Source organism: Nonomuraea angiospora (assembly GCF_014873145.1).
Lineage (GTDB): Bacteria > Actinomycetota > Actinomycetes > Streptosporangiales > Streptosporangiaceae > Nonomuraea > Nonomuraea angiospora.
In genome coordinates this window covers 11025360-11044635 of sequence record NZ_JADBEK010000001.1, presented here as the reverse complement: position 1 = coordinate 11044635, position 19276 = coordinate 11025360, and the positions used below count along the sequence as shown (strand labels likewise).

The 19276-nt window shown below is 71.7% G+C and carries 18 protein-coding genes; 10 read left to right on the top strand and 8 right to left on the bottom strand.

Features of this window, described 5'->3' with window-relative positions; all coding sequences use genetic code 11:
• Positions 1–4 precede the first annotated feature (4 nt).
• Positions 5–1513: an AMP-binding protein gene (locus H4W80_RS50705; protein WP_192791614.1), complete on the bottom strand. Its 1509-nt coding sequence runs from the start codon at positions 1511–1513 to the stop codon at positions 5–7.
• A 140-nt stretch (positions 1514–1653) separates the two neighbouring features.
• On the opposite strand from H4W80_RS50705, the gene H4W80_RS50700 reads away from it, so the two are divergent.
• A complete protein-coding gene (locus H4W80_RS50700; protein WP_192791613.1) occupies positions 1654–1902 on the top strand; it encodes a phosphopantetheine-binding protein in 249 nt (82 codons plus the stop codon).
• Positions 1903–1962: 60 nt separating this feature from the next.
• Here H4W80_RS50700 and H4W80_RS50695 read toward each other — a convergent pair whose 3' ends face one another.
• The 6 genes from H4W80_RS50695 to H4W80_RS50670 are packed head-to-tail and all read right to left on the bottom strand — an operon-like array spanning position 1963 to position 8030.
• Positions 1963–2901: an ACP S-malonyltransferase gene (locus tag H4W80_RS50695; protein WP_225964119.1), complete on the bottom strand. Its 939-nt coding sequence runs from the start codon at positions 2899–2901 to the stop codon at positions 1963–1965.
• Positions 2898–4010: a DegT/DnrJ/EryC1/StrS family aminotransferase gene (locus H4W80_RS50690; protein WP_192791612.1), complete on the bottom strand. Its 1113-nt coding sequence runs from the start codon at positions 4008–4010 to the stop codon at positions 2898–2900. Before H4W80_RS50690 ends, H4W80_RS50695 begins: the two co-directional genes overlap by 4 nt.
• 32 nt (positions 4011–4042) lie before the next feature.
• Positions 4043–4651, bottom strand: coding sequence for a dTDP-4-dehydrorhamnose 3,5-epimerase (gene rfbC, locus H4W80_RS50685; protein ID WP_192791611.1), 609 nt, complete (start codon positions 4649–4651; stop codon positions 4043–4045).
• Between the two features lie 33 nt (positions 4652–4684).
• Positions 4685–5545, bottom strand: coding sequence for a 3-hydroxybutyryl-CoA dehydrogenase (locus H4W80_RS50680; RefSeq protein WP_192791610.1), 861 nt, complete (start codon positions 5543–5545; stop codon positions 4685–4687).
• Entirely contained in the window at positions 5545–6564 is a 1020-nt protein-coding gene (locus H4W80_RS50675; RefSeq protein ID WP_192791609.1) for a 3-oxoacyl-ACP synthase III family protein, read from the bottom strand. Before H4W80_RS50675 ends, H4W80_RS50680 begins: the two co-directional genes overlap by 1 nt.
• Positions 6565–6602: 38 nt before the next feature.
• The gene (locus H4W80_RS50670) at positions 6603–8030 is read right to left on the bottom strand and encodes an acyl-CoA carboxylase subunit beta (RefSeq protein ID WP_225966153.1); all 1428 of its coding nucleotides are present in this window, start codon (positions 8028–8030) and stop codon (positions 6603–6605) included.
• 398 nt (positions 8031–8428) lie between these two features.
• Here H4W80_RS50670 and rfbB point away from each other — a divergent pair, with 398 nt between their 5' ends.
• From rfbB to H4W80_RS50640, 6 genes are read left to right on the top strand one after another with little or no spacing between them, the layout of a single operon-like run.
• On the top strand, positions 8429–9412 hold the full coding sequence (gene rfbB / locus H4W80_RS50665) for a dTDP-glucose 4,6-dehydratase (protein ID WP_192791607.1): 984 nt from the start codon (positions 8429–8431) through the stop codon (positions 9410–9412).
• 17 nt (positions 9413–9429) lie between these two features.
• Entirely contained in the window at positions 9430–11772 is a 2343-nt protein-coding gene (locus H4W80_RS50660) for a penicillin acylase family protein (protein WP_192791606.1), read from the top strand.
• Positions 11773–11810: 38 nt separating this feature from the next.
• Positions 11811–12701, top strand: a complete 891-nt coding sequence (gene rfbA / locus H4W80_RS50655; RefSeq protein ID WP_192791605.1) for a glucose-1-phosphate thymidylyltransferase RfbA — start codon at positions 11811–11813, stop codon at positions 12699–12701.
• A gap of 25 nt (positions 12702–12726) precedes the next feature.
• Positions 12727–13467 (top strand): thioesterase II family protein, encoded by a 741-nt coding sequence (locus H4W80_RS50650; protein WP_192791604.1) that lies wholly within the window; start codon positions 12727–12729, stop codon positions 13465–13467.
• A complete protein-coding gene (locus tag H4W80_RS50645; protein ID WP_192791603.1) occupies positions 13464–14291 on the top strand; it encodes a metallophosphoesterase family protein in 828 nt (275 codons plus the stop codon). The genes H4W80_RS50650 and H4W80_RS50645 overlap by 4 nt, the downstream gene beginning before the upstream one ends.
• Positions 14288–14947, top strand: a complete 660-nt coding sequence (locus H4W80_RS50640) for a 4'-phosphopantetheinyl transferase family protein (RefSeq protein WP_192791602.1) — start codon at positions 14288–14290, stop codon at positions 14945–14947. Before H4W80_RS50645 ends, H4W80_RS50640 begins: the two co-directional genes overlap by 4 nt.
• Before the next feature lie 10 nt (positions 14948–14957).
• Here H4W80_RS50640 and H4W80_RS50635 read toward each other — a convergent pair whose 3' ends face one another.
• Positions 14958–15356, bottom strand: coding sequence for a winged helix-turn-helix transcriptional regulator (locus tag H4W80_RS50635; protein WP_318787445.1), 399 nt, complete (start codon positions 15354–15356; stop codon positions 14958–14960).
• Between the two features lie 124 nt (positions 15357–15480).
• Here H4W80_RS50635 and H4W80_RS50630 point away from each other — a divergent pair, with 124 nt between their 5' ends.
• The 3 genes from H4W80_RS50630 to H4W80_RS50620 all read left to right on the top strand — a co-directional run bounded on the left by H4W80_RS50630 (position 15481) and on the right by H4W80_RS50620 (position 19221).
• Positions 15481–15621: a hypothetical protein gene (locus H4W80_RS50630; protein WP_192791600.1), complete on the top strand. Its 141-nt coding sequence runs from the start codon at positions 15481–15483 to the stop codon at positions 15619–15621.
• Positions 15618–16280 (top strand): DsbA family oxidoreductase, encoded by a 663-nt coding sequence (locus tag H4W80_RS50625; RefSeq protein WP_318787444.1) that lies wholly within the window; start codon positions 15618–15620, stop codon positions 16278–16280. The genes H4W80_RS50630 and H4W80_RS50625 overlap by 4 nt, the downstream gene beginning before the upstream one ends.
• Positions 16281–16389: 109 nt before the next feature.
• The gene (locus H4W80_RS50620) at positions 16390–19221 is read left to right on the top strand and encodes a SpoIIE family protein phosphatase (protein WP_318787443.1); all 2832 of its coding nucleotides are present in this window, start codon (positions 16390–16392) and stop codon (positions 19219–19221) included.
• Positions 19222–19276: the final 55 nt, after the last annotated feature.

The following is a 19276-nucleotide window of genomic DNA, read 5'->3' as shown; positions in this document are numbered from 1 at the left end:
GCGCTCAGGCCAGTTCCGCGGCCCTGGCCCGCAGGCCGGCCCGGTCGACCTTGCGGTTGGGGTTCAGCGGCAGCTCGTCCAGGTGGTGGTAGTGCCGGGGGATGAGGCCCGCCGGCAGCGTCCTGCGGAGCTGGGCGGCGAAGCGGGCCGGCGGCGCGGGGGTTCCGGTGTAGAAGACGACGAGCGCGGTGGCGTCGTCGGCCGTGGTGCTCACCGTCACCGCGTCCTCGACGCCCTCGCAGCCGCGTACGGCGTGGTCGATCTCGGCCAGCTCGACGCGCCAGCCCTGCACCTGGACCTGGGCGTCGCCCCGGCCTAGATAGACGAGCTCGCCGTTGGCCGCGCGCCGGACCCGGTCGCCGGTGTTGTACCAGAGGCGGCCCTCGCGCTCGACGAACCGGCCGTGGTCCTGCTCGGGGTCGAGGTATCCGGGGGTGGTCTGCGGGCCGGTGATCCAGAGCTCGCCCTCGATGTCGGCCGGCCGTCCCTCCTCGTCGAGCAGCAGGTGGTCGTGGCCGTCGTTGACGAACCCGATCGGCGACAGGCCGTTGACGCCGAGGCCGGGCGAGGTCTCCTGGGACCAGCGGTGGCCGACGATGGTGATGGTCAGCTCGGTCGGGCCGTACAGGTTCTCCAGGACGGAGGCGGGGGCGGCCCGCTGCCAGTCGGTGGCGTCCGCGACCTTCAGCGCCTCTCCGGCGAAGAAGCTCCAGCGCAGGAACGGCATGGCGGCGGCGCCGAGACCGCCCGTCCTCCGCACCATCGAGATCGCGCTGGGGGTGGAGAACCACACCGTGATCCCCTGCTCGGCGAGGAAGCGCGGCAGGTTCCGGTAGGCGTGCGGCGGCACGGCCACGGACGTCGCCCCGGCGCCCCAGGCGCAGAACAGGTCGAACATGGCGCAGTCGAAGGTCAGGTCGAACGTCTGGGAGAAGACGTCGTCACTGGTGAAGTCATATCGACCGGCCAGGAACCGGAAATAGTGGGCGGTGTTGCCGTGGGTGATCGGCACGCCCTTGGGCGTCCCGGTGGAACCCGAGGTGAACAGCACGTACGCGATGTCGCCGGCCTCGACCGGCCGGGGCCGCGGGAGGGCGAGGCCGGGGTCGATCGGGTCGGCCTCGGGCGCGAGGACGGCGACGTCCATGCCCTCGCCCAGCAGCTCCTCGGCGATCTTCCGCCCGCGTTCGTCGACGACGAGCGCCGACACCCCGGCCGCCTCGATCATCTGCCTGGTGCGCGCGGCCGGGAAGTCCGGCTGCAGCGGCACGACGGTCACCCCGGCGAAGAGGCCGGCGAGGATCCCGACGTAGGAGACGGCCCCCTTGGCGGCGAGCACCCCGACGGCGGTCGGTGACGTACGCAGCAGCGCGCCGCCCCACAGCAGGGCCAGCCGGTGGACCTGGTCGTAGGTCAAGGTGTCCGCGCCGGCCCGGAACGCCGCCCGGCCGGGCGACTTCGCCAGACCGCGCAGAAAGAATTCATAGAGGGCGGGGCTGCATTCTCCGGTCATTGTTTCCTCCGGCCGCAATAATTCCGGACACCAGATCCGAATATGTTTGTCAGATTCTTTTGTCGAATCCATGGACATCGCGGTTTCCGCGCTATAACGTCAAGTCCAGATAATTCGATTGAGAAAGGAATCCGCACGCCATGTGGGACAACCGCTTCGAGGAGATCCTCCGCCAGCACCTGCCTTTTCACCCGGCCGACGAGAAACTCCGGGAGGATGTCGCGCTGCTGGAGTTCGGCCTCGACTCGCTCGGCATCGTGCAATTGCTGGGCGCGCTGGAGGACGCGTACGGAGTGCGGTTCCGGGACGACGCGCTGACCCCGGAGACGTTCCAGACCCCCGCCGTGCTGTGGAACACCTTGAACAGGATTTCCGAGACCGCCGGCTGACGCCCGCGACGAGGCCACGCGCTCATCACCATGTGAGCCGTGGCCTCGTCGCACATCGGGCTAGGCCACCGAGGCCGGGCGGGGCATCATCGCCAGCCTCGGGTTCACCGGTGTCACCGCGAAGCTCTCCCTGGTGACCGCCACCCGGCCGAACAGGCTGTCCGGGCCGGAGACGCACACCCTGGCGACCTCCAGCCGCCGCAGCGCCGCCACCACCTCCGGCCAGCGCAGGGGCCGTACGAAGCCGTCGAGCAGCATCGTCCGCACGCCGTCGCCGGTCGTCAGCAGGGCGCCGTCGTGGTCGTCCACCACCGGCAGCCTGGGGTCGGCGAACCGGAGGCCGTCGAAGACCTCCTCCTCGGCCCGCCGCCGCAGCGGCCGGAAGGCGGCCGAGTGCATCGGGGGGCGCATCGTGTACAGCGGGAGCCCGCCGATGGCGCGTACCCGCTGTTGCAGCCACTCCACCTGCCGCTCCGCCAGGGAGAGCATGTGGAAGTCGTGGTCGATGTAGCAGGAGAGGTCGTACCACTCGCCGCGCTCGTCCAGCTCGGCCAGCACCTCCCGCAGCGCGGGCTCCGGGGTGCGCACGAAGGAGTGGGTGACGATGTCCCGGTGCTCGTGGGCGAAGTAGTCGTCGGTGCAGCGGGCCAGCCCGGCCGTCATGCGCACGGCGTCCTCGAAGGACAGGGCGCCCGAGTACGCCGCGGCCGCCTTGCCGCCGAAGCTGGGGCCGGCGCAGACCGACGGCTCCACGCCGAGGGTCCGCTCGGCCCAGTCCGCGAGGGCCACGCAGTTCACCATGAACGCCACCTGGGCGGCCTCGCTGTAGTCGTCCCGGGACTCCTGGAAGCGGTCCACCAGCGAGTAGCCGAGGACGTCGTCCGCGGCGGCGATCAGCCGCCGCGCCGCGGGATCGCCCCGCATGAAGTCGGCCACGTCGGCGAACTGGACCGGGCCCATCCCGGGGAAGACGATCGCGGTCCGCGGTGCGGAGGTCACCAGCCCTCCTTGATGGTGTCCACGATGTGGCGGCGCTGCTCGTCGGTGACCCACCAGCCCACCGGTACGCACACCACGCGCTTGGCGACCCGCTCCAGACCGGGGAGCAGGGCGGCGTACTCGCGCACGCACGTGTGCAGGTCGTTGCGCTCGTGCACGTTGCTGGCCATGATCCCGGCCGCGTCCATGCGCTTGAGGAACCCGTCCCGGTCGTCCACCTTCATCGGGTAGATCCAGAAGGAGGACTGGCGGTCGCCGGAGCGTTCGGTCAGCTCCAGCCCGGGCACGCCGGCCAGCTCCCGGTCGTAGAAGGCGGCGTTGTCGCGGTGCCTGGCCACCACCTCCTCCGCCTTGGTCAGGTTGGCCAGCCCGATCGAGGCGTTGATGTCGGTCATGTGGAACTTGTAGCCCCACTCGGGCACGTCGGGCGGGTTGCGCAGCCGGTCCGCGCTGCGGTCGATGCCGAACCAGCGCAGCAGCCTGGCCCGCTCGTGCAGCTCGTCGGTGGGCAGCGCGAGCGCGCCGCCGTCCCCGGTGGTGAGGTGCTTGATGGCCTGGAAGCTGAAGACGGAGATGTTGCCGTGGGTGCCGATCGGCGCGCCGCGGTAGGTCGCGCCCCAGGCGTGCGCGCAGTCCTCGATCACGGTGATCCGGGAGCCGAACGCGGCCTCGGCGTCGTCGAGGATCGCGGCCAGCCGGTCGAGGTCCACCGGGTATCCGGCGAAGTGCACGACCATGATGGCGCGGGTCCTGGGTGTGATCTTCCTGGCCAGGTCGTCGAGGTCGACGTTGAGGGTGGCCGGGTCGACGTCCACCCACTTGATCCGCAGCCGGTTGGCCAGGATCGCCCAGTTGGTGGCCTCCATGGTCAGCGGCGTGGTCAGCACCTCGCCCTGGCCGTCGTCGTCGCCGGCGACCAGGCGCAGCGCGAGCTGGAGCCCGGCGGTGGCGCTGTTGACGGTGGCCACCCTGGGGTTGCCGATCCTGGCGGCGAGCGCCTCCTCGAACTCGGCGACCTTGGCCCCCTGGCCGATCTGGCCGCTGCCGACCACCTCGGCGACGGCGGCCGGCGCCTCGTCGGACATCGGCACCTTGAACAACGGGATCATTGGCTGTGGCTCCTTGCCTGTCTCGCCCGTCGTCAGCCGACGAGGGCGGGGTCCTCGAGTTCGGCGTAGCGGGCGCGGCAGGCGGAGTAGTCCGGCAGCAGGCCGAGCTTCTCGGCCTCGCGCAGGGACGGGGCGGCGAGGTCCTTCTCCGACAGCAGGTCGCGCTTGGGCGGCCAGGGCAGGGCGAGCTCCGGGTCCAGGGGGTCGATCTGGATCGACGTGTCGGGGGACCACGTGCTGGAGCACAGGTAGACGACCGTGGCCTGGTCCGTCAGCGGGGCGAACCCGTGGGCGAGCCCTTCGGCCAGGTAGAGGGCGTTGCGGTTCTCCGCGCTCAGCTCGACCGCGACGTGCTCGCCGTAGGTGGGCGAGCCGACCCGGATGTCGACCAGGATGTCGATGATGGCGCCCTGCGGGCAGGTCATGTAGCGCGCCTGGCCGGGCAGCGCGGTGGCGTGCAGGCCGCGGATGGTCCCGCGCCGCGACACCGAGCAGTTGACCTGGGCGACCGAGAGCTCGTGGCCGACCGCCTTCTGGAACTCCGGCTGGCTGAACGCCTCAAGGAACAGGCCCCTGTCGTCGTGGAAGACCTTGGGCTCGACCAGGAACGCGCCGTCCACCCTGAGCTGGCGGATCTGCATGTCCGAAAACCTTTCTGTGGTGTCCGCCGGCCGCTACGCGTATTCGTAGAATCCGCGGCCGGTCTTCTTTCCCAGCAGGCCGCCCTCGACCATGCGCAGCAGGAGCGGCGGCGGCGTGTAGAGCGGCTCCTTGAACTCCTCGTAGAGGGCCTCCGCGATCGAGGCCACCGTGTCCAGGCCGATCAGGTCGGCCAGCTTCAGCGGGCCCATCGGGTGGGAGCAGCCCAGCACCATGCCCCGGTCGACGACGTCGGCGCGGGCGAACCCGCTCTCCACCATCCGCACGGCCGACAGCAGGAACGGGATGAGCAGCGCGTTGACCACGAAACCGGCGCGGTCCTGCGACCTGATCACCTGTTTCCCGAGCGGCCCGGCGACGAACGACTCCGCCCGCGCGTACGTCTCGTCCGCCGTCAGCAGCGACCCGATGAGCTCCACCAGCGGGAGCGCGGGCACGGGGTTGAAGAAGTGCACCCCGATCACCTGGGCGGGCCGGCTGGTGGCCCGCGCCAGCCGGATGATCGGGATGGACGAGGTGTTCGACGCGAGGATCACGTCGGGGTTGTCGAGGATCTTGTCCAGCGCGCCCAGCACGTCGAGCTTGATCGACTCGCTCTCCGGGACGGCCTCGAAGACGATCTGCCGGTCGCCGAGCTCGGCGAGGTCCGTGACGAAGGAGACGCGAGCCAGCGCCGTGTCCCGCTCGGCCTCGGTGATCGTGGCCCTGCGCAGGCCCCGGTCGAGCCACGCGGTCACACGCCGCCGCGCGGGCGCGAGGGACGCCTCCGTGGACACGGCGACGATCACGTCGAGCCCGGCGCGGGCGCACGCCTCCGCGATGCCCGAGCCCATGACGCCGCACCCGACGATGCCGACCTTGCGCATCTCGCTCATCACGCCTCCTGTGACACCGGCACCGTCGGCGCCGACCAGTGAAGAAGGCACGCCCCGATGGACATGCCGCCGCCGAACCCGGCGAGCAGGACGAGATCGCCGTCCTTGATGAGGCCCGACCGGTTCGCCTCGTCGAGCGCCACGGGGACCGAGGCGCTGCCCACGTTTCCGTACCGCTCCAGCGTCCGGGCGGTGCGCGCGCCGGTGAGGCCGGCGCGTTCGACCAGTTCGGTGACCATGACGCCGTTGGCCTGGTGCGGCACGAAGACGTCGACCTCGTGCGGCCGGAACCCGGCGCGGCTCACCAGGCCCTCCAGGATGGGCGGCACGTGCTCCATCACGTAGTTCCTGACCCCGCGGCCGTCCATGCGGAAGAAGTGGTCGCCGGCCTCGACCGTCTCGTGGGAGGCGGGAAGCCTGCTGCCTCCGGCGTCGACCCTGATGAGCTGGCTGGCGGCGCCGTCGCTGGTCAGGTCGAAGCCGATGATCCCGGAGCGTTCCGGCACCGGGCCGACGACGGCCGCGCCGGCGCCGTCCCCGAAGAGCACGGCCGTGCGGCGGTCGGTGGCGTCGAGGATGCGCGAGTACACGTCCGCGGCCACCACCAGCGCGTAGGTGTCGGGGCGGAGCGCGACGAGGCTGTCGGCCAGCGCCAGCGCGTACACGAAGCCGCTGCAGACGACGTTGATGTCGAAGCAGGCGGCGCCGCGCCCGCCGAGCGCGTCCTGGACCAGGTACGAGGTCGGCGGCTGGGGCGAGTCGCCGGTCGAGGTGGACACGATGATGTAGCCGATCCGGCCGATGTCGACGCCGGCCTGGCTCAGCGCGTTCCTGGCGGCCCGGACGGCGAGGTCGGAGGTGGCCTCGTCGGGAGCGGCGTGGCGGCGGGCGGAGATCTGGGTCTTGCGCTGGATCCATTCCGCGGTCACGCCGGCCTTGGCCGCCACCTCCTCGTTGGCGACCTCTTCCTTGGGCAGGTAGGAACCGGTTCCCAGGATTCCCGTGAATTGCTTGGCCACTGCCAGTACGCCTTTCCCTTCAGTACCACCGGGCGCGGTCAGAGGGGGATGTTGCCGTGGTCGCCGCGCCGCGCCGGCGTCGCGGCCAGGGCCTCGGCGATCCTCCGCCGGGTGTGCTCGGGCTCGACCACCTCGTCCACGACGCCCAGCGCGAGGGCCCGGCCCACGCCGCCGGCCGTGCGGATCTGCTCCTCGACGAGGCTCAGCCGCAGCGCCTCGCGGTCCTCGTCGGGGACGGCGGCCAGCCGCTTGCGGTGCAGGATTCCCACGGCGGCCTCCGCGCTCATCACCGCGACCTCGGCCTGGGGCCAGGCGAAGACCGCCGTCGCCCCGAGGCAGCGGGAGTTCATCGCGATGTACGCGCCGCCGTACGACTTGCGCGTGACGAGGGTGACCCTGGGCACGACGGCCTCGGCGAACGCGTGCAGGAGCTTGGCCCCGCGCCGGATCACGCCGTCCCACTCCTGGCCGACGCCGGGCAGGTAGCCGGGCACGTCCACGAGCACGACCAGCGGGATGCCGAACGCGTCGCACATGCGGACGAACCGCGAGGCCTTCTCGGCGCTCAGCGAGTCGAGGCAGCCGCCCTTGCGCAGGGGGTTGTTGGCGATGACGCCGACGGTCCCGCCGGCGAGCCGGCCGAGTCCGACGACGACGTTGGCCGCCCAGCGCGGCTGCAGCTCCTCGAACGCGCCGTCGTCGAGCAGCTCGCGGACCAGGGGCCGCACGTCGTAGGCGCGGCGCGGGTTCTCCGGCAGCAGCGTCCCGAGGTCGTCGCCGTCCTTCACCAGGTCCGGGTCGAAGGAGCGCGGCCCGTTGAAGAGCTCGGTGAAGCGCCGTGCCGTCTGGTACGCCTCCGCCTCGTTCTCGACGACGACGTGGGCCACGCCCGACTTGCGGCCGTGGGCGCCGGGGCCGCCGAGCGACTCCATGTCGACCTGCTCGCCCGTGACGGTGCGTACGACGTCGGGGCCGGTCACGAACATGCGGGCGGCGGACGACATGATCACGACGTCCGTCAGCGCGGGCCCGTAGGCGGCGGCTCCGGCGGCCGGCCCGAGGACGACCGAGATCTGGGGCACCCGGCCGGAGGCCCGGGTCATCGCCCGGAACACCTTGCCGACGCCGTCCATCGACTCGACGCCGTCGGCCAGCCTGGCCCCGCCGGAGTGCCACAGGCCGATCACGGGAACGCCTTCGAGCACGGCCGCGTCGATGGCGGCCACGACCCAGCGGCAGCCCTCCGCGCCCATGGCGCCGCCCATGTTGAGGGCGTCGGTGCAGTAGGCGATCACGTCCCTTCCCGCGACGCGCCCGCGCACGGCGGTCACCCCGCTGGCGTCCTTGTCGTGCAGCGGCACGACGGAGCCGGCGTCCAGCAGCCGGGCCAGGCGGACGGCGGGTTCACGGAAATCGCGCTCGCGCTCCTCCTGAACGACAGGGGAGCCGGTGGGGCTGATAGTCAGCAACGTCGTCCGCCCTCAAAAAGATTTGATTCCGAAAAGGAGGTCTTTTCTCGCACGTTCGCCACCTCTCACAAGCCGTGGGCTCGGGTGCGACCGATTCCGGTAATTTCCGAGACGGCGCTGAATTGGGCCGGTCTCATCAGCAAGAACGGTACATGGGCACCCCTCCCACACCAACCCTTATCCCCACCCCTACCGGGTTTCGGCAGGCACGACCGGGTGCCGTCCCGTCAGCCCCTAAACAGCCCCTAAATGTACGGGGCAGCGGGACCGAAGAGCTTTTTCCGGCGCCGGTCCCCCCTAAATATCCGGAATTCACTGGCCGACGCCGCCGCGCGCGTCCTGTCATGGAAGTCGCCGCCGGGCGGACCGGACAGGGCCTACGAAGAGGACTGAGGATGCGCATTCTTGTGACGGGTGGCGCCGGTTTCATCGGGTCGAACTTCGTCAACAGGGTGTTCCAGGGGCACTATCCGGCGCTGGCCGAGGCCGAGGTCGTGGTGCTCGACAAGCTGACGTACGCGGGGAACCTGGAGAATCTGGCGGAGGTGCTCGACGACCCCCGGCTGCGGTTCGTCCACGGGGACATCGCCGGCGTGCCGCTCGTGCGGGACGCCATGGAGAAGGTGGACCTGGTCGTCCATTTCGCCGCCGAGTCGCATGTCGACCGCTCCATCGAGGGGTCGGCGGAGTTCGTCCGGACCAACGTGCTCGGCACCCACACGCTGCTGCAGTGCGCACTGGAGGCCGGGGTCGGCAGGTTCGTGCACGTCTCCACGGACGAGGTCTACGGCTCCACGCCGGAGGGCTCCTTCTCGGAGGACGACCCGCTCGGCCCGAACTCCCCGTACTCGGCGTCGAAGGCGTCCTCCGACCTGCTCGCTCTGGCCTACCACCGGACGCACGGGCTGGACGTGTGCGTGACCCGGTGCTCCAACAACTACGGCCCGTACCAGTTCCCCGAGAAGGTCATCCCGCTGTTCGTCACCAACCTGGCGGACGGGCTGCCGGTGCCCCTCTACGGCGACGGCGCGAACGTGCGGGACTGGCTGCACGTGGACGACCACTGCGACGGCATCGCGCTGGTCGCGGAGTCCGGACGCGCCGGGGAGGTCTACAACATCGGCGGCGGGACCGAGCTGAGCAACCTGACGCTGACCAGGCGGGTGCTGGACATCATGGGCATGGACTGGTCCATGGTCCGGCCGGTGGCGGACCGCAAGGGCCACGACTTCCGCTATTCCGTGGACATCAGCAAGATCCAGAAGGAGCTCGGCTACGCGCCGCGCGTCCCGTTCACCGAGGGGCTGGCGGAGACGGTGTGCTGGTATCTGGAGCACCGCGACTGGTGGAAGCCCCTCAAGGCCTACGAGCCGCGTTGAACGAAAGGTACTGTGCCATGCGGAACCGCCTGCGCGCCGGAACGGCGCTGGCCGCCGGACTCGTCCTGGCGCTGACGACGCTGCCCGCCGCCGCCCGCCCGCAGGACACGGAGACCCTGCGGGTCCCCGGTCTCAAGCAGCCGGTCGAGCTGATCGTGGACCGGTGGGGCGTGCCGCACATCTACGCCCGCGACACCGACGACCTCTTCCTCGCCCAGGGCTTCAACGCCGCCAGGGACCGGCTGTTCCAGATCGACCTGTGGCGGCGGCGCGGCCTGGGAGAGCTCTCCTCGGTGTTGGGCCCCTCCTACGTGGAGCAGGACAAGGCGGCGCGGATGTTCCTCTACCGCGGTGACATGGACCGGGAGTGGGCGAGCTACGGCCCGGGGGCGAAACGGGCCGCGACCCGCTTCACCGAGGGCATCAACGCCTACGTGCGCCGGCTCGCGGAGAACCCGGAGCAGCTGCCGCCCGAGTTCCGGCAGCTCGGGTACGCGCCCGCGCTGTGGCGGCCGGAGGACGTGGTGCGGATCAGGAGCCACGGCATCTCCAAGAACGTCTACAGCGAGGTGCTCCGCTCGCTCGTCGTCTGCGCGGGCGGGGCCAAGGCGTCCGCGGCGCTGTGGCGGCTGGAGCCCGAGCGCGCCGCCGCCGTGCCCAAGGGGCTCGACCCCTGCGCCGTGCCCATGGACGTGCTGCGGACGTACGAGCTGGCCACGCGCGGCGTGGTCTTCGAGAACGGCGCGATACGCCCGGCCCCGGCCTCCCCCGCTGACGCCGAGGGCAGCAATGCCTGGGCGATCTCGCCGGGCCGCACCGCCACGGGCCGCCCCATCCTGGCCGGCGACCCGCACCGGTCGCTGACGGCGCCCTCGCTGCGCTACATGGCCCATCTGTCGGCCCCCGGGCTCGACGTCATCGGGGCCGGCGAGCCCGCGCTGCCCGGGATCTCGATGGGGCACAACGGCACCGTCGCGTTCGGCCTGACCATCTTCGGCGCCGACCAGGAGGACCTCTACGTCTACGAGCTCGACCCCGCCGACCCGGGCAGGTACCGCTACGGCGGCGGCTGGGAGCGCTTCAGGACGACGGCCGAGCGGGTGCCGGTCGCGGGCGCCGCGCCGGTCGAGGTGGAGCTCCCCTTCACCAGGCACGGCCCGGTGATCAAGATCGACCGGCAGCGCAACCTCGCCTACGCCGTGCGCACCACCTGGCTGGAGCCCGGCACCTCCCCCTACTTCGGCAGCATGACGTACATGGGGGCCCGCGACTTCACGGAGTTCTCGGCGGCCATGCGCACCTGGGGCGGCCCTCCCGAGAACCAGATTTACGCCGACGTCTCGGGCAACATCGGCTGGGTGCCCGGCGCCCTCACCCCCAAGCGCGACGGCTACGACGGCCTGCTGCCCGTCCCCGGCGACGGCCGCTACGAGTGGGACGGCTTCCTCGACGGCGCCCGCCTGCCCCGCTCCTACAATCCGCGGCAGGGATTCGTCGCCTCGGCGAACGAGTTCAACCTCCCCGCGGGCCACCCCGACGAGATCGGGTTCGAGTGGGACCCGCCCTACCGCAGGCAGCGCATCGACGAGGTGCTCGCGTCGAGCCCGCGCGGCACGGTCGAGGACTCCATCCGCCTGCAGGCCGACAAGGTGTCCACGCCCGCGCGGCGGATCGCGCGCCTGCTCGACGGCCTGACGAGCGCGGACCCGGACACCACGCGGGCGCTGCGGCTGCTGCGCTCCTACGACGGGGTCGCGGACGCGGACTCGGCGCAGGCGGCGCTGTTCGAGCCGTGGTTCTCGCGCCATCTCGGGCCGGCCTTCCGCCGCGCCGTGCTGCCGCCCGAGGTGGCGGACTCCATCCCGTTCTTCGACGCCCGCCTGCTGATCGACGCGCTGGAGAACCCCGAGCGCTGGTTCGGCGCCGGCGGGAAGGCCGCGCGGGACAAGCTGCTGGACACGTCGCTGGCCGCCGCCTACCGCGAGGTCGCCGGGCGGCTCGGCGCCGACCCGCGCACGTGGCGGTGGGGGGCGCTGCAGTACACCACGTTCACGAGCCCCGTCGGCGCGAACGTGGGCCCCTTCCCCCGGGGCGGCTCGGCGTACACGGTGGACGCCTCCGCCTACAGCCCGGCCACCTTCCAGCAGTCGTCGGGGGCCTCGTTCAAGATGGTGCTGGACGTCGGCCGATGGGACAACTCCCGCGCCGTGAACGCGCCCGGCCAGTCCGGCGACCCGCGCAGCCCGCACTACCGGGATCTCGCGGAGCGCTGGAGGTCGGGCGAGTATTTCCCGCTTCTCTACAGCCGCGCGCAGGTGGAACGGCACGCCGCGAGCAGGATCACACTCACCCCCCACTGATCGATCTCCGTCTACGAGTTTCATCGAAGGAATCAGACATGAAGGGCATCATTCTGGCGGGCGGTCACGGGACCCGGCTCTACCCGCTGACCCTGGCCGTCTCGAAACAGCTTCTCCCGGTGAACGACAAGCCGATGATCTATTACCCGCTGTCAGCGCTCATGCTGGCGAACATCACCGACATCCTGATCATCTCGACCCCCACGGACCTGCCCCAACTGACCCGCCTGCTGCGCGACGGGTCGCACCTGGGGCTCGACATCAGTTACGCGGAGCAGGCCCAGCCGGTCGGCCTGGCGGACGCCTTCATCATCGGGGCCGACCACATCGGCGACGACTCGGTGGCCCTCGTGCTCGGCGACAACATCTTCCACGGCCACTCGTTCTTCGACATCCTCCAGCAGAGCACGTCCGACGTGGACGGCTGCGTGCTGTTCGGCTATCCGGTGAGCGACCCCGAACGCTACGGGATCGGCGAGACCGACGGCGACGGCCGGCTCATCTCCATCGAGGAGAAACCCGCCAATCCCCGGTCCAACCGGGCGATCGTCGGCCTGTACCTCTACGACAACGACGTGGTGGACATCGCCAAGAACCTGCAGCCGTCCGCCCGGGGCGAGCTGGAGATCACCGACGTGAACCGTACCTATCTGGAGCGCGGCAAGGCCCGGCTCGTCGACCTCGGGCGCGGGTTCGCCTGGCTGGACGCCGGGACCCCCGAGTCCATCCTCCAGGCCAGCCAGTACGTCCAGGTGCTGGAGCAGCGGCAGGGGGTGCGCATCGCCTGCGTGGAGGAGATCGCGCTGCGGATGGGCTATATCGACGCCGAGGCCTGCGACCGGCTGGGCAGCGAGCTGTCCGCGTCCAGCTACGGCCGCTACGTCCGTTCTGTCGCCGCCGAGTTCCGCGACGCCCCGTCCCCGAACTGAGTCCCCGATCCTAAGGAGAGACCCCGTGACGAGGACCAATCCCTGGCTGCACCGCTCCCACCCGTCGCCGCACAGCGACGCGCAGGTGATCTGCTTCCCGCACGCCGGAGGTTCGGCCGGTTTCTACCACCCCCTGGCGGCGGCGCTGGCGCCCTCCGCCGAGCTGGTCGCCGTCCAGTACCCCGGCAGGCAGGAGCGCCGCCACGAGCCGCCTGTCGGCGACCTGCGGGTGCTGGCCGGTCGCATCGCCGACGTGCTGGGCCCCGGGGACGGCCGGCCACGGGCGTTCTTCGGGCACAGCATGGGGGCGCTCGTCGCGTTCGAGACCGCCCTGGCCCTCGGCGAGCACGGGCCTGTGACGCTGTTCGTGTCGGGGCGGCGCGCGCCCAGCCGGGTCCGCCACGACATGCTGCACCTGCTCGACGACCACGAGCTGGTGGCGCACCTGAAGGCGCTGAACGGCAGCGAGGCGGCGGTGCTGGACGACGCCGAGCTGCGGGCGATGGTGCTGGCCACGATCCGCGCCGACTACCGGGCGATCGAGACCTACCGGTTCGCGAGCGGGGCGCCGGTGGGGTGCCCGATCGTCGCGCTGACCGGCGACGCCGACCCCCTGACGAGCCTGGCCGAGGCGCAGGCGTGGGAGGCGCACACCAGCGGCGGCTTCGAGCTGCACGTCCTGTCCGGCGGGCACTTCTTCGTCCGCGACCACAACGCCGCCGTGGCCGAGACGATCCTCAAGTCCCTGGAGACGATCCGCGCATGACCGCGCTGCTGGCCATCAGCGATCTGCACATCGGATACGCCGAGAACAGGCGCATCCTCGAGGACCTCCACCCCGGCGACCCCTCGGACTGGCTGCTGGTGGCCGGGGACGTGTCGGAGGAGGTCTCCGGCCTCGAATGGGCCCTGACCCTGCTCAGCCGCCGCTTCGCGAAGGTGGTGTGGGTGCCGGGCAACCACGAGATGTGGACACATCCCTCCGACCCGATCCAGCTGCGCGGGGAGGAGCGCTACCAGCACCTGGTGAAGGTCTGCCGCAGCCTGGGCGTGGTCACGCCGGAGGACCCGTACCCGACCTGGACGGGTCCGGGCGGCCCTGCCGTGATCGTCCCGCTGTTCCTCCTGTACGACTACACCTTCCGCACCCCCGACGCCGAGACGAAGGAAGAGGCCCTCGCCCTGGCGTACGCCAAGGACGTGGTCTGCACGGACGAGTTCCTCCTCCACCCGGACCCGCACGCCTCCAGGGACGCCTGGTGCGCCGCCCGGGTCGCCGAGACCGAGCGCCGCCTGGCCGAGCTCCCGCCGGGCGTCCCGACGGTGCTGGTCAACCACTATCCGCTGGTCAGGGAGCCGACGCTGGTCCTGCGCCATCCGGAGTTCGCGATCTGGTGCGGCACCGAGCGCACCGCCGACTGGCACCTGCGCTACAACGCCTGCGCGGCCGTCTACGGCCATCTCCACATCCCCCGCACCACCTGGCACGACGGCGTGCGCTTCGAGGAGGTCTCCCTGGGCTACCCGCGTGAGTGGCGGCCCCGACCCACCCCGCCCGGCCGGCTCCGCCAGATCCTGCCCGTGCCATGATCGAGAAGATCCTGCCGCCGTGGGTGGCCGCCGAGGAGGCGTTCGGGGACCCGCCGGACGCGACCCTCTTCCCCGAGGAGGAGGCCGTCATCGCGCGCGCGGTGGACAAGCGGCGCCGCGAGTTCACCACGGCCCGCCACTGCGCCCGCCGCGCCCTGGACCGGCTCGGGCTGCCCCCGGCCCCCATCCTGCCCGGCGAGCGCGGCGCTCCCGGCTGGCCGCCGGGGGTGGCCGGGGCGATCACGCACTGCGCCGGGTACCGGGCGGCCGCCGTCTCCCTGGACGCGCTGACCGTCGGCATCGACGCCGAGCCCCACGAACCGCTCCCCGACGGCGTCCTGCCGGCCATCGCCCTCGACCGGGAGCTCGCCGCGCTGGCGCGGCTCGGCCCCGGCGTCCACTGGGACCGGCTGCTGTTCTGCGCCAAGGAGGCGGTCTACAAGGCGTGGTTCCCGCTGACGCGGCGCTGGCTGGGCTTCGACCAGGCCCACGTCACCCTCACCCGTACGGGGACCTTCACGGCCCGCTTCCTCGTCCCCGGCCCCCGCGTGCTCGGGCGCGAGCTGACCGGCTTCGTCGGCCGCTGGCTCGCCGCCGACGGCCTGCTCGTGACGGCCATCACCGTACGCCCGGCGGAGCTGTACGGCCGGGTTTGAGGCCCCGGGTTCACCGCCGGGCGGCCTCCGACTCCGGGGCGTCATGGTGCCGGCGGGCGGCCACGATGTCGTCGCGGTGCTCGCGGGCCCAGGCGTCGAGCGCGGTCAGCGGTTCGAGCAGGGTGCGGCCGAGCTCGGTCAGCTCGTACTCGACGCGCGGCGGGACCGTCGCGTACGCGGTCCGGGCCACGAGGCCGTCGCGCACGAGGGTGCGCAGGGTCAGAGTGAGCATGCGCTGGCTGATGCCCTCGATCGAGCGGTGCAGCTCGCTGAAGCGGTGGATCCGCTGCCCGAGCAGCACGACGATCAGCACGCTCCACTTGTCGGCCACGATGTCGAGGACCTCGCGGATGGGGCAGTCAGCGTCGGCGGGCACGGGCACCGGAACGTTCAGGTACGGTCCTGACACCGGAGCGCCTCCTTCCCAGGGCACACGCATGTGCGTAACTGACATGAATGTACCTTCTTACTAGTGACCTCTTCGGTTACCTATCCTTAGGTTGCACACAAGAAGTAACTATTAGGAAGTGACCATGTCTGTGTCCCCCTTCGAGACGCCGGCGCCGATCGACGGCGCCGACCAGCCCGACCCCCGGCCGGCCGGGCTCCCCACGCTGATCCCCGTCGGCACGGACACCGCGCCGGTGTGCACGGACGGGGTGTGCTACCTGTGAGCGCGCTGGTACGGATCGACGTGTGGTCCGACGTCGTCTGCCCGTGGTGCTACATCGGCAAGCGGCGCCTGGAGACGGCCATCGGCCGGTTCGAGCACGCCGACCAGGTCCAGGTGCGCTGGCACAGCTTCCAGCTCGACCCGTCGCACCCCAAGGGCGTCCGCGAGCCGGTGTACGACATGCTGGCCAAGAAGATGGGCGGGTCGGCGGCCCAGGTACGGCAGATGACCGGCCAGATCACCGAGCTGGCCGCCGCCGAGGGCCTGGCCTACGACTTCGACCGGGCGGTGGCGGCGAACACCCTGGACGCGCACCGGCTCGGCCAGCTCGCCGCCGAACACGGCCTGGACGGCCCGATGCACGAGCGACTGATGCGCGCGTACCTGGTCGAGGGCGAGGCGGTCGACGACCCCGACACCCTGGTACGTCTGGGCACCGAGGTCGGGCTCCCCGAGGAGGAGGTCCGGCGGGTCGTCGGCGGTGACGCGTACGCCGACGAGGTGGCCGCGGACATCCGCGAGGCGCAGCGGCTCGGCTCGAATGGCGTGCCGTTCTTCGTGCTCAACAACACCTGGGGCGTGTCGGGCGCCCAGCCGGCCGACCTGTTCCTGTCCGCCCTCCAGCAGGCGTACTCCGCCGCCGGCGCGGCGGCCCGCTGACCCGCTTTGCCTGCCCTTGGCGGCCGTTTCGTTACCCTGTGAAAGAAGCGTCCGGCATCGGGCTGGTGGCCTACTTCTCTCGTGACTGCTGGGGGGCGAGAGGATGGCGGTGAACAGTTCCTCCGTCGCGGCTTCGGGGGACGAACGCCTTCGCGTGCTCACCTCGGTGTGCGCCGGTCTGAGCGACATCGAGGTGCTGGAGTACGCCCTGGACCAGGCGGTCGCCGACCTGCACGCGCTCGGCGGGATGATCCACTGGGCGGGGCCGGTCGGCAGCCGGGAGCCGCGGCTGGTGGCCGCGTCCGGGCTGCCCCCGGCGGTGCAGGAGGCGTGGAGCGGGACCCGCGACGTGATCGTGCGCGTCCTGCGTGACGGGACGCCCGCCTGCCGCCCCGTCACGCGCTCCGACCTGGACGGGGCAGGGCCCGCGACGGTGGCCGTCGTCCCGCTGTGCGGCCCGGGCCCGCCGTTCGGCGTGCTGTCCGTGCTCTGCGACGGAGCCGTCGAGCCGACCGGTGACCAGCGGGAGTTCCTGCGGTCGCTGGCCGTCTGGCTGGCCAGGCGGCTGGCCAGGACCGGCTCCGACTCGGGTACGAAGGGCTCGTGGTGGCCGGAACGCGCGGCCGACTCCGGCCTGCGCAAGGCGCTGAAGGCCGTCAAGATCGGGTCCTGGGACTGGAACATCCGCACCGGCGAGCTCTTCTGGGACGAGCCGGCGCTGATCATGCTGGGCATCGACCCCGCGACCGGGCCGCACCACATCGACACCTGGTCCAACATCGTCCACCCCAAGGACCTGCCCAGGGTGATGGCCGCGACCGAGGAGGCCATCCGCACCCGGGCCATCTACGAGGTCGAGTACCGCGCCTGCCGCCCGGACGGGACCACGGGCTGGATGCACGCCCGGGGCCGTCTGGTGCTGGACGAGCAGGGCGAGCCGGTCCGCATGGTCGGCACGGTCTGGGACACCACCGAGAGCCGCGTGGCCCGCGAGTCGGCCGGCCGCGCGCTGCGCGACATGAGCGACGCCTTCCTCGCCGTGGACCGCGACGGGCGGATCATGTTCGTCAACCTCGTCGCCGAGCGTCTCCTCGGCTCCGGCGACCTGAACGGCCGGGTGCTGTGGGATCTGACCTCGGCCCGCGCGCCGGAGCTGCGGGCGATGTGCCGCCAGGCCGCCGCCGAACGCGTGCCCTCCAGCTTCGACATGCGCTGGCCGACCGACGGCCGGTGGTACCACGTACGCCTGGTGCCGGTCCCCGACGGGCTGACGCTCTACCTCGCCGACGTCACCGACAAGCGGATCCAGGACGAGCAGCGCGAGGCCGCCGAACAGGCCTCCGCCGAACGGGCCGCGCGGATCCAGGAGCTGACCCGCACCCTCGGCGACGCGGTGACGCTCCGCGACGTCATGCAGGTCATCGCCGAGCAGGTGCTGCCGCCGTTCGGGGCCGCGGGGCTGGCCGTACTGACCCGGGAGGGCGATCACCTCCACCTGGTCGAGTCGATCGGCGCCCCCACCGACCTCCTCGGCGAGTTCCAGAACCGGGCGGCCCTCGTCCCCTCCGCCTACGCCGACGTGCTCCGATCCCACGTGCCGATCTTCATCACGTCGACGGCCGAGCAGCCGCCGGACGCCGACCGCACGGCCGGTTCGCGCATGGACAGCTGGGCCATCCTCCCGCTGCGCGTGCCCGACCAGCCGATGGGCTACTGCGTGATCTCCTTCGACCGGCCACACCAGTTCACCAGCGAGGAGCGCACCCTGCTCACCGCGCTCAGCGGGCTGATCGCCCAGGCCCTGGCCCGGGCCCGCATGTACGACCTGGAGCACACCCGCGCCCAGGAGCTGCAGCGCCACCTGCTCCCCCGCGTCCTGCCGTCCCTGCCCGGCCTCACCGCCGCGGCCCGCTATCTGCCCGGCGGCACCGTGGCGGTCGGCGGCGACTGGTACGACATCATCCCGCTGTCCGCGGACCGGGTCGCCCTCGTCATCGGCGACGTCATGGGCCACGGCCTGACCGAGGCCGTCACCATGGGGCGGCTGCGCACCGCCGTACGCACCCTGGCCGACCTCGAACTGCCGCCGGCAGAGCTGCTCGCCCACCTCAACGACCTCGTCTGCGACCTCGGCGACGACTTCTACGTCACCTGCCTGTACGCGGTGTACGACCCGACGAGCGGCGAGTGCGCCCTGGTCAGCGCCGGGCATCCGCCGCCCGCCATGGTCCACCCCGACGGCACGGTCCACGTCCTCGACGTGACGCCCGATCCGCCCCTCGGCGCCGCCGCACCGCCCCTCAGCACGCACGAGCTGCGCGTGCCGGAGGACAGCCTGCTCGTGTTCTACACCGACGGGCTGATCGAGTCCTCCGCCCGCGACATCGACAGCGGCCTGGCCGAGCTCACCCGGCTGCTGACCGGCCTGCGCCGCGGACTCTCGGCCGGCGACCTCGACCGGCTCTGCGAGTCCGTCATCGAGGCCATGCTGCCGACCGGCGAGCAGATTCCCGACGACGCCGCCCTGCTCATCGCCCGCACCCACCGGCTCCCGGCCGAGGACGTCGCCTCCTGGGCCCTTCCCGACAACCCGATCGCGGCCGGCGAGGCCCGCGAGCACGTACGCGACCAGCTCGCCCGCTGGCACCTGGACGACCTCGTCATGACCACCGAACTCGTGGCCAGCGAGCTGGTCGGCAACGTCATCCGGCATGCCAAGGGCCCGCTCCGGCTGCGGTTGCTGCGCAGCCGTACGCTCATCTGCGAGGTCGCCGACGGCAGCCAGACCACCCCGAGGATCCGCCGCGCCAGCGAGACCGACGAGGGCGGGCGCGGCCTCCAGCTCGTCGCGGCCGTCTCGCAACGCTGGGGGACCCGCTTCACCGCCGACGGCAAGTGCATCTGGGCCGAACAGGCACTCCCCGCGCCGCCCACCGCCTGAGCGGCCCGCCGCCTGAGCCGTCCGGGCCTGAGCCGTCCGGGCCTGAGCCGTCCGG

Coding starts and splice junctions, on each gene's coding strand:
- H4W80_RS50705 (WP_192791614.1), bottom strand. CDS start 1,513: ATGACCGGAGAATGCAGCCCCGCCCTCTATGAATTCTTTCTGCGCGGT.
- H4W80_RS50660 (WP_192791606.1), top strand. CDS start 9,430: ATGCGGAACCGCCTGCGCGCCGGAACGGCGCTGGCCGCCGGACTCGTC.
- H4W80_RS50645 (WP_192791603.1), top strand. CDS start 13,464: ATGACCGCGCTGCTGGCCATCAGCGATCTGCACATCGGATACGCCGAG.
- H4W80_RS50690 (WP_192791612.1), bottom strand. CDS start 4,010: ATGATCCCGTTGTTCAAGGTGCCGATGTCCGACGAGGCGCCGGCCGCC.
- rfbA (WP_192791605.1), top strand. CDS start 11,811: ATGAAGGGCATCATTCTGGCGGGCGGTCACGGGACCCGGCTCTACCCG.
- H4W80_RS50700 (WP_192791613.1), top strand. CDS start 1,654: ATGTGGGACAACCGCTTCGAGGAGATCCTCCGCCAGCACCTGCCTTTT.
- rfbB (WP_192791607.1), top strand. CDS start 8,429: ATGCGCATTCTTGTGACGGGTGGCGCCGGTTTCATCGGGTCGAACTTC.
- H4W80_RS50680 (WP_192791610.1), bottom strand. CDS start 5,545: ATGAGCGAGATGCGCAAGGTCGGCATCGTCGGGTGCGGCGTCATGGGC.
- H4W80_RS50640 (WP_192791602.1), top strand. CDS start 14,288: ATGATCGAGAAGATCCTGCCGCCGTGGGTGGCCGCCGAGGAGGCGTTC.
- H4W80_RS50630 (WP_192791600.1), top strand. CDS start 15,481: ATGTCTGTGTCCCCCTTCGAGACGCCGGCGCCGATCGACGGCGCCGAC.
- rfbC (WP_192791611.1), bottom strand. CDS start 4,651: ATGCAGATCCGCCAGCTCAGGGTGGACGGCGCGTTCCTGGTCGAGCCC.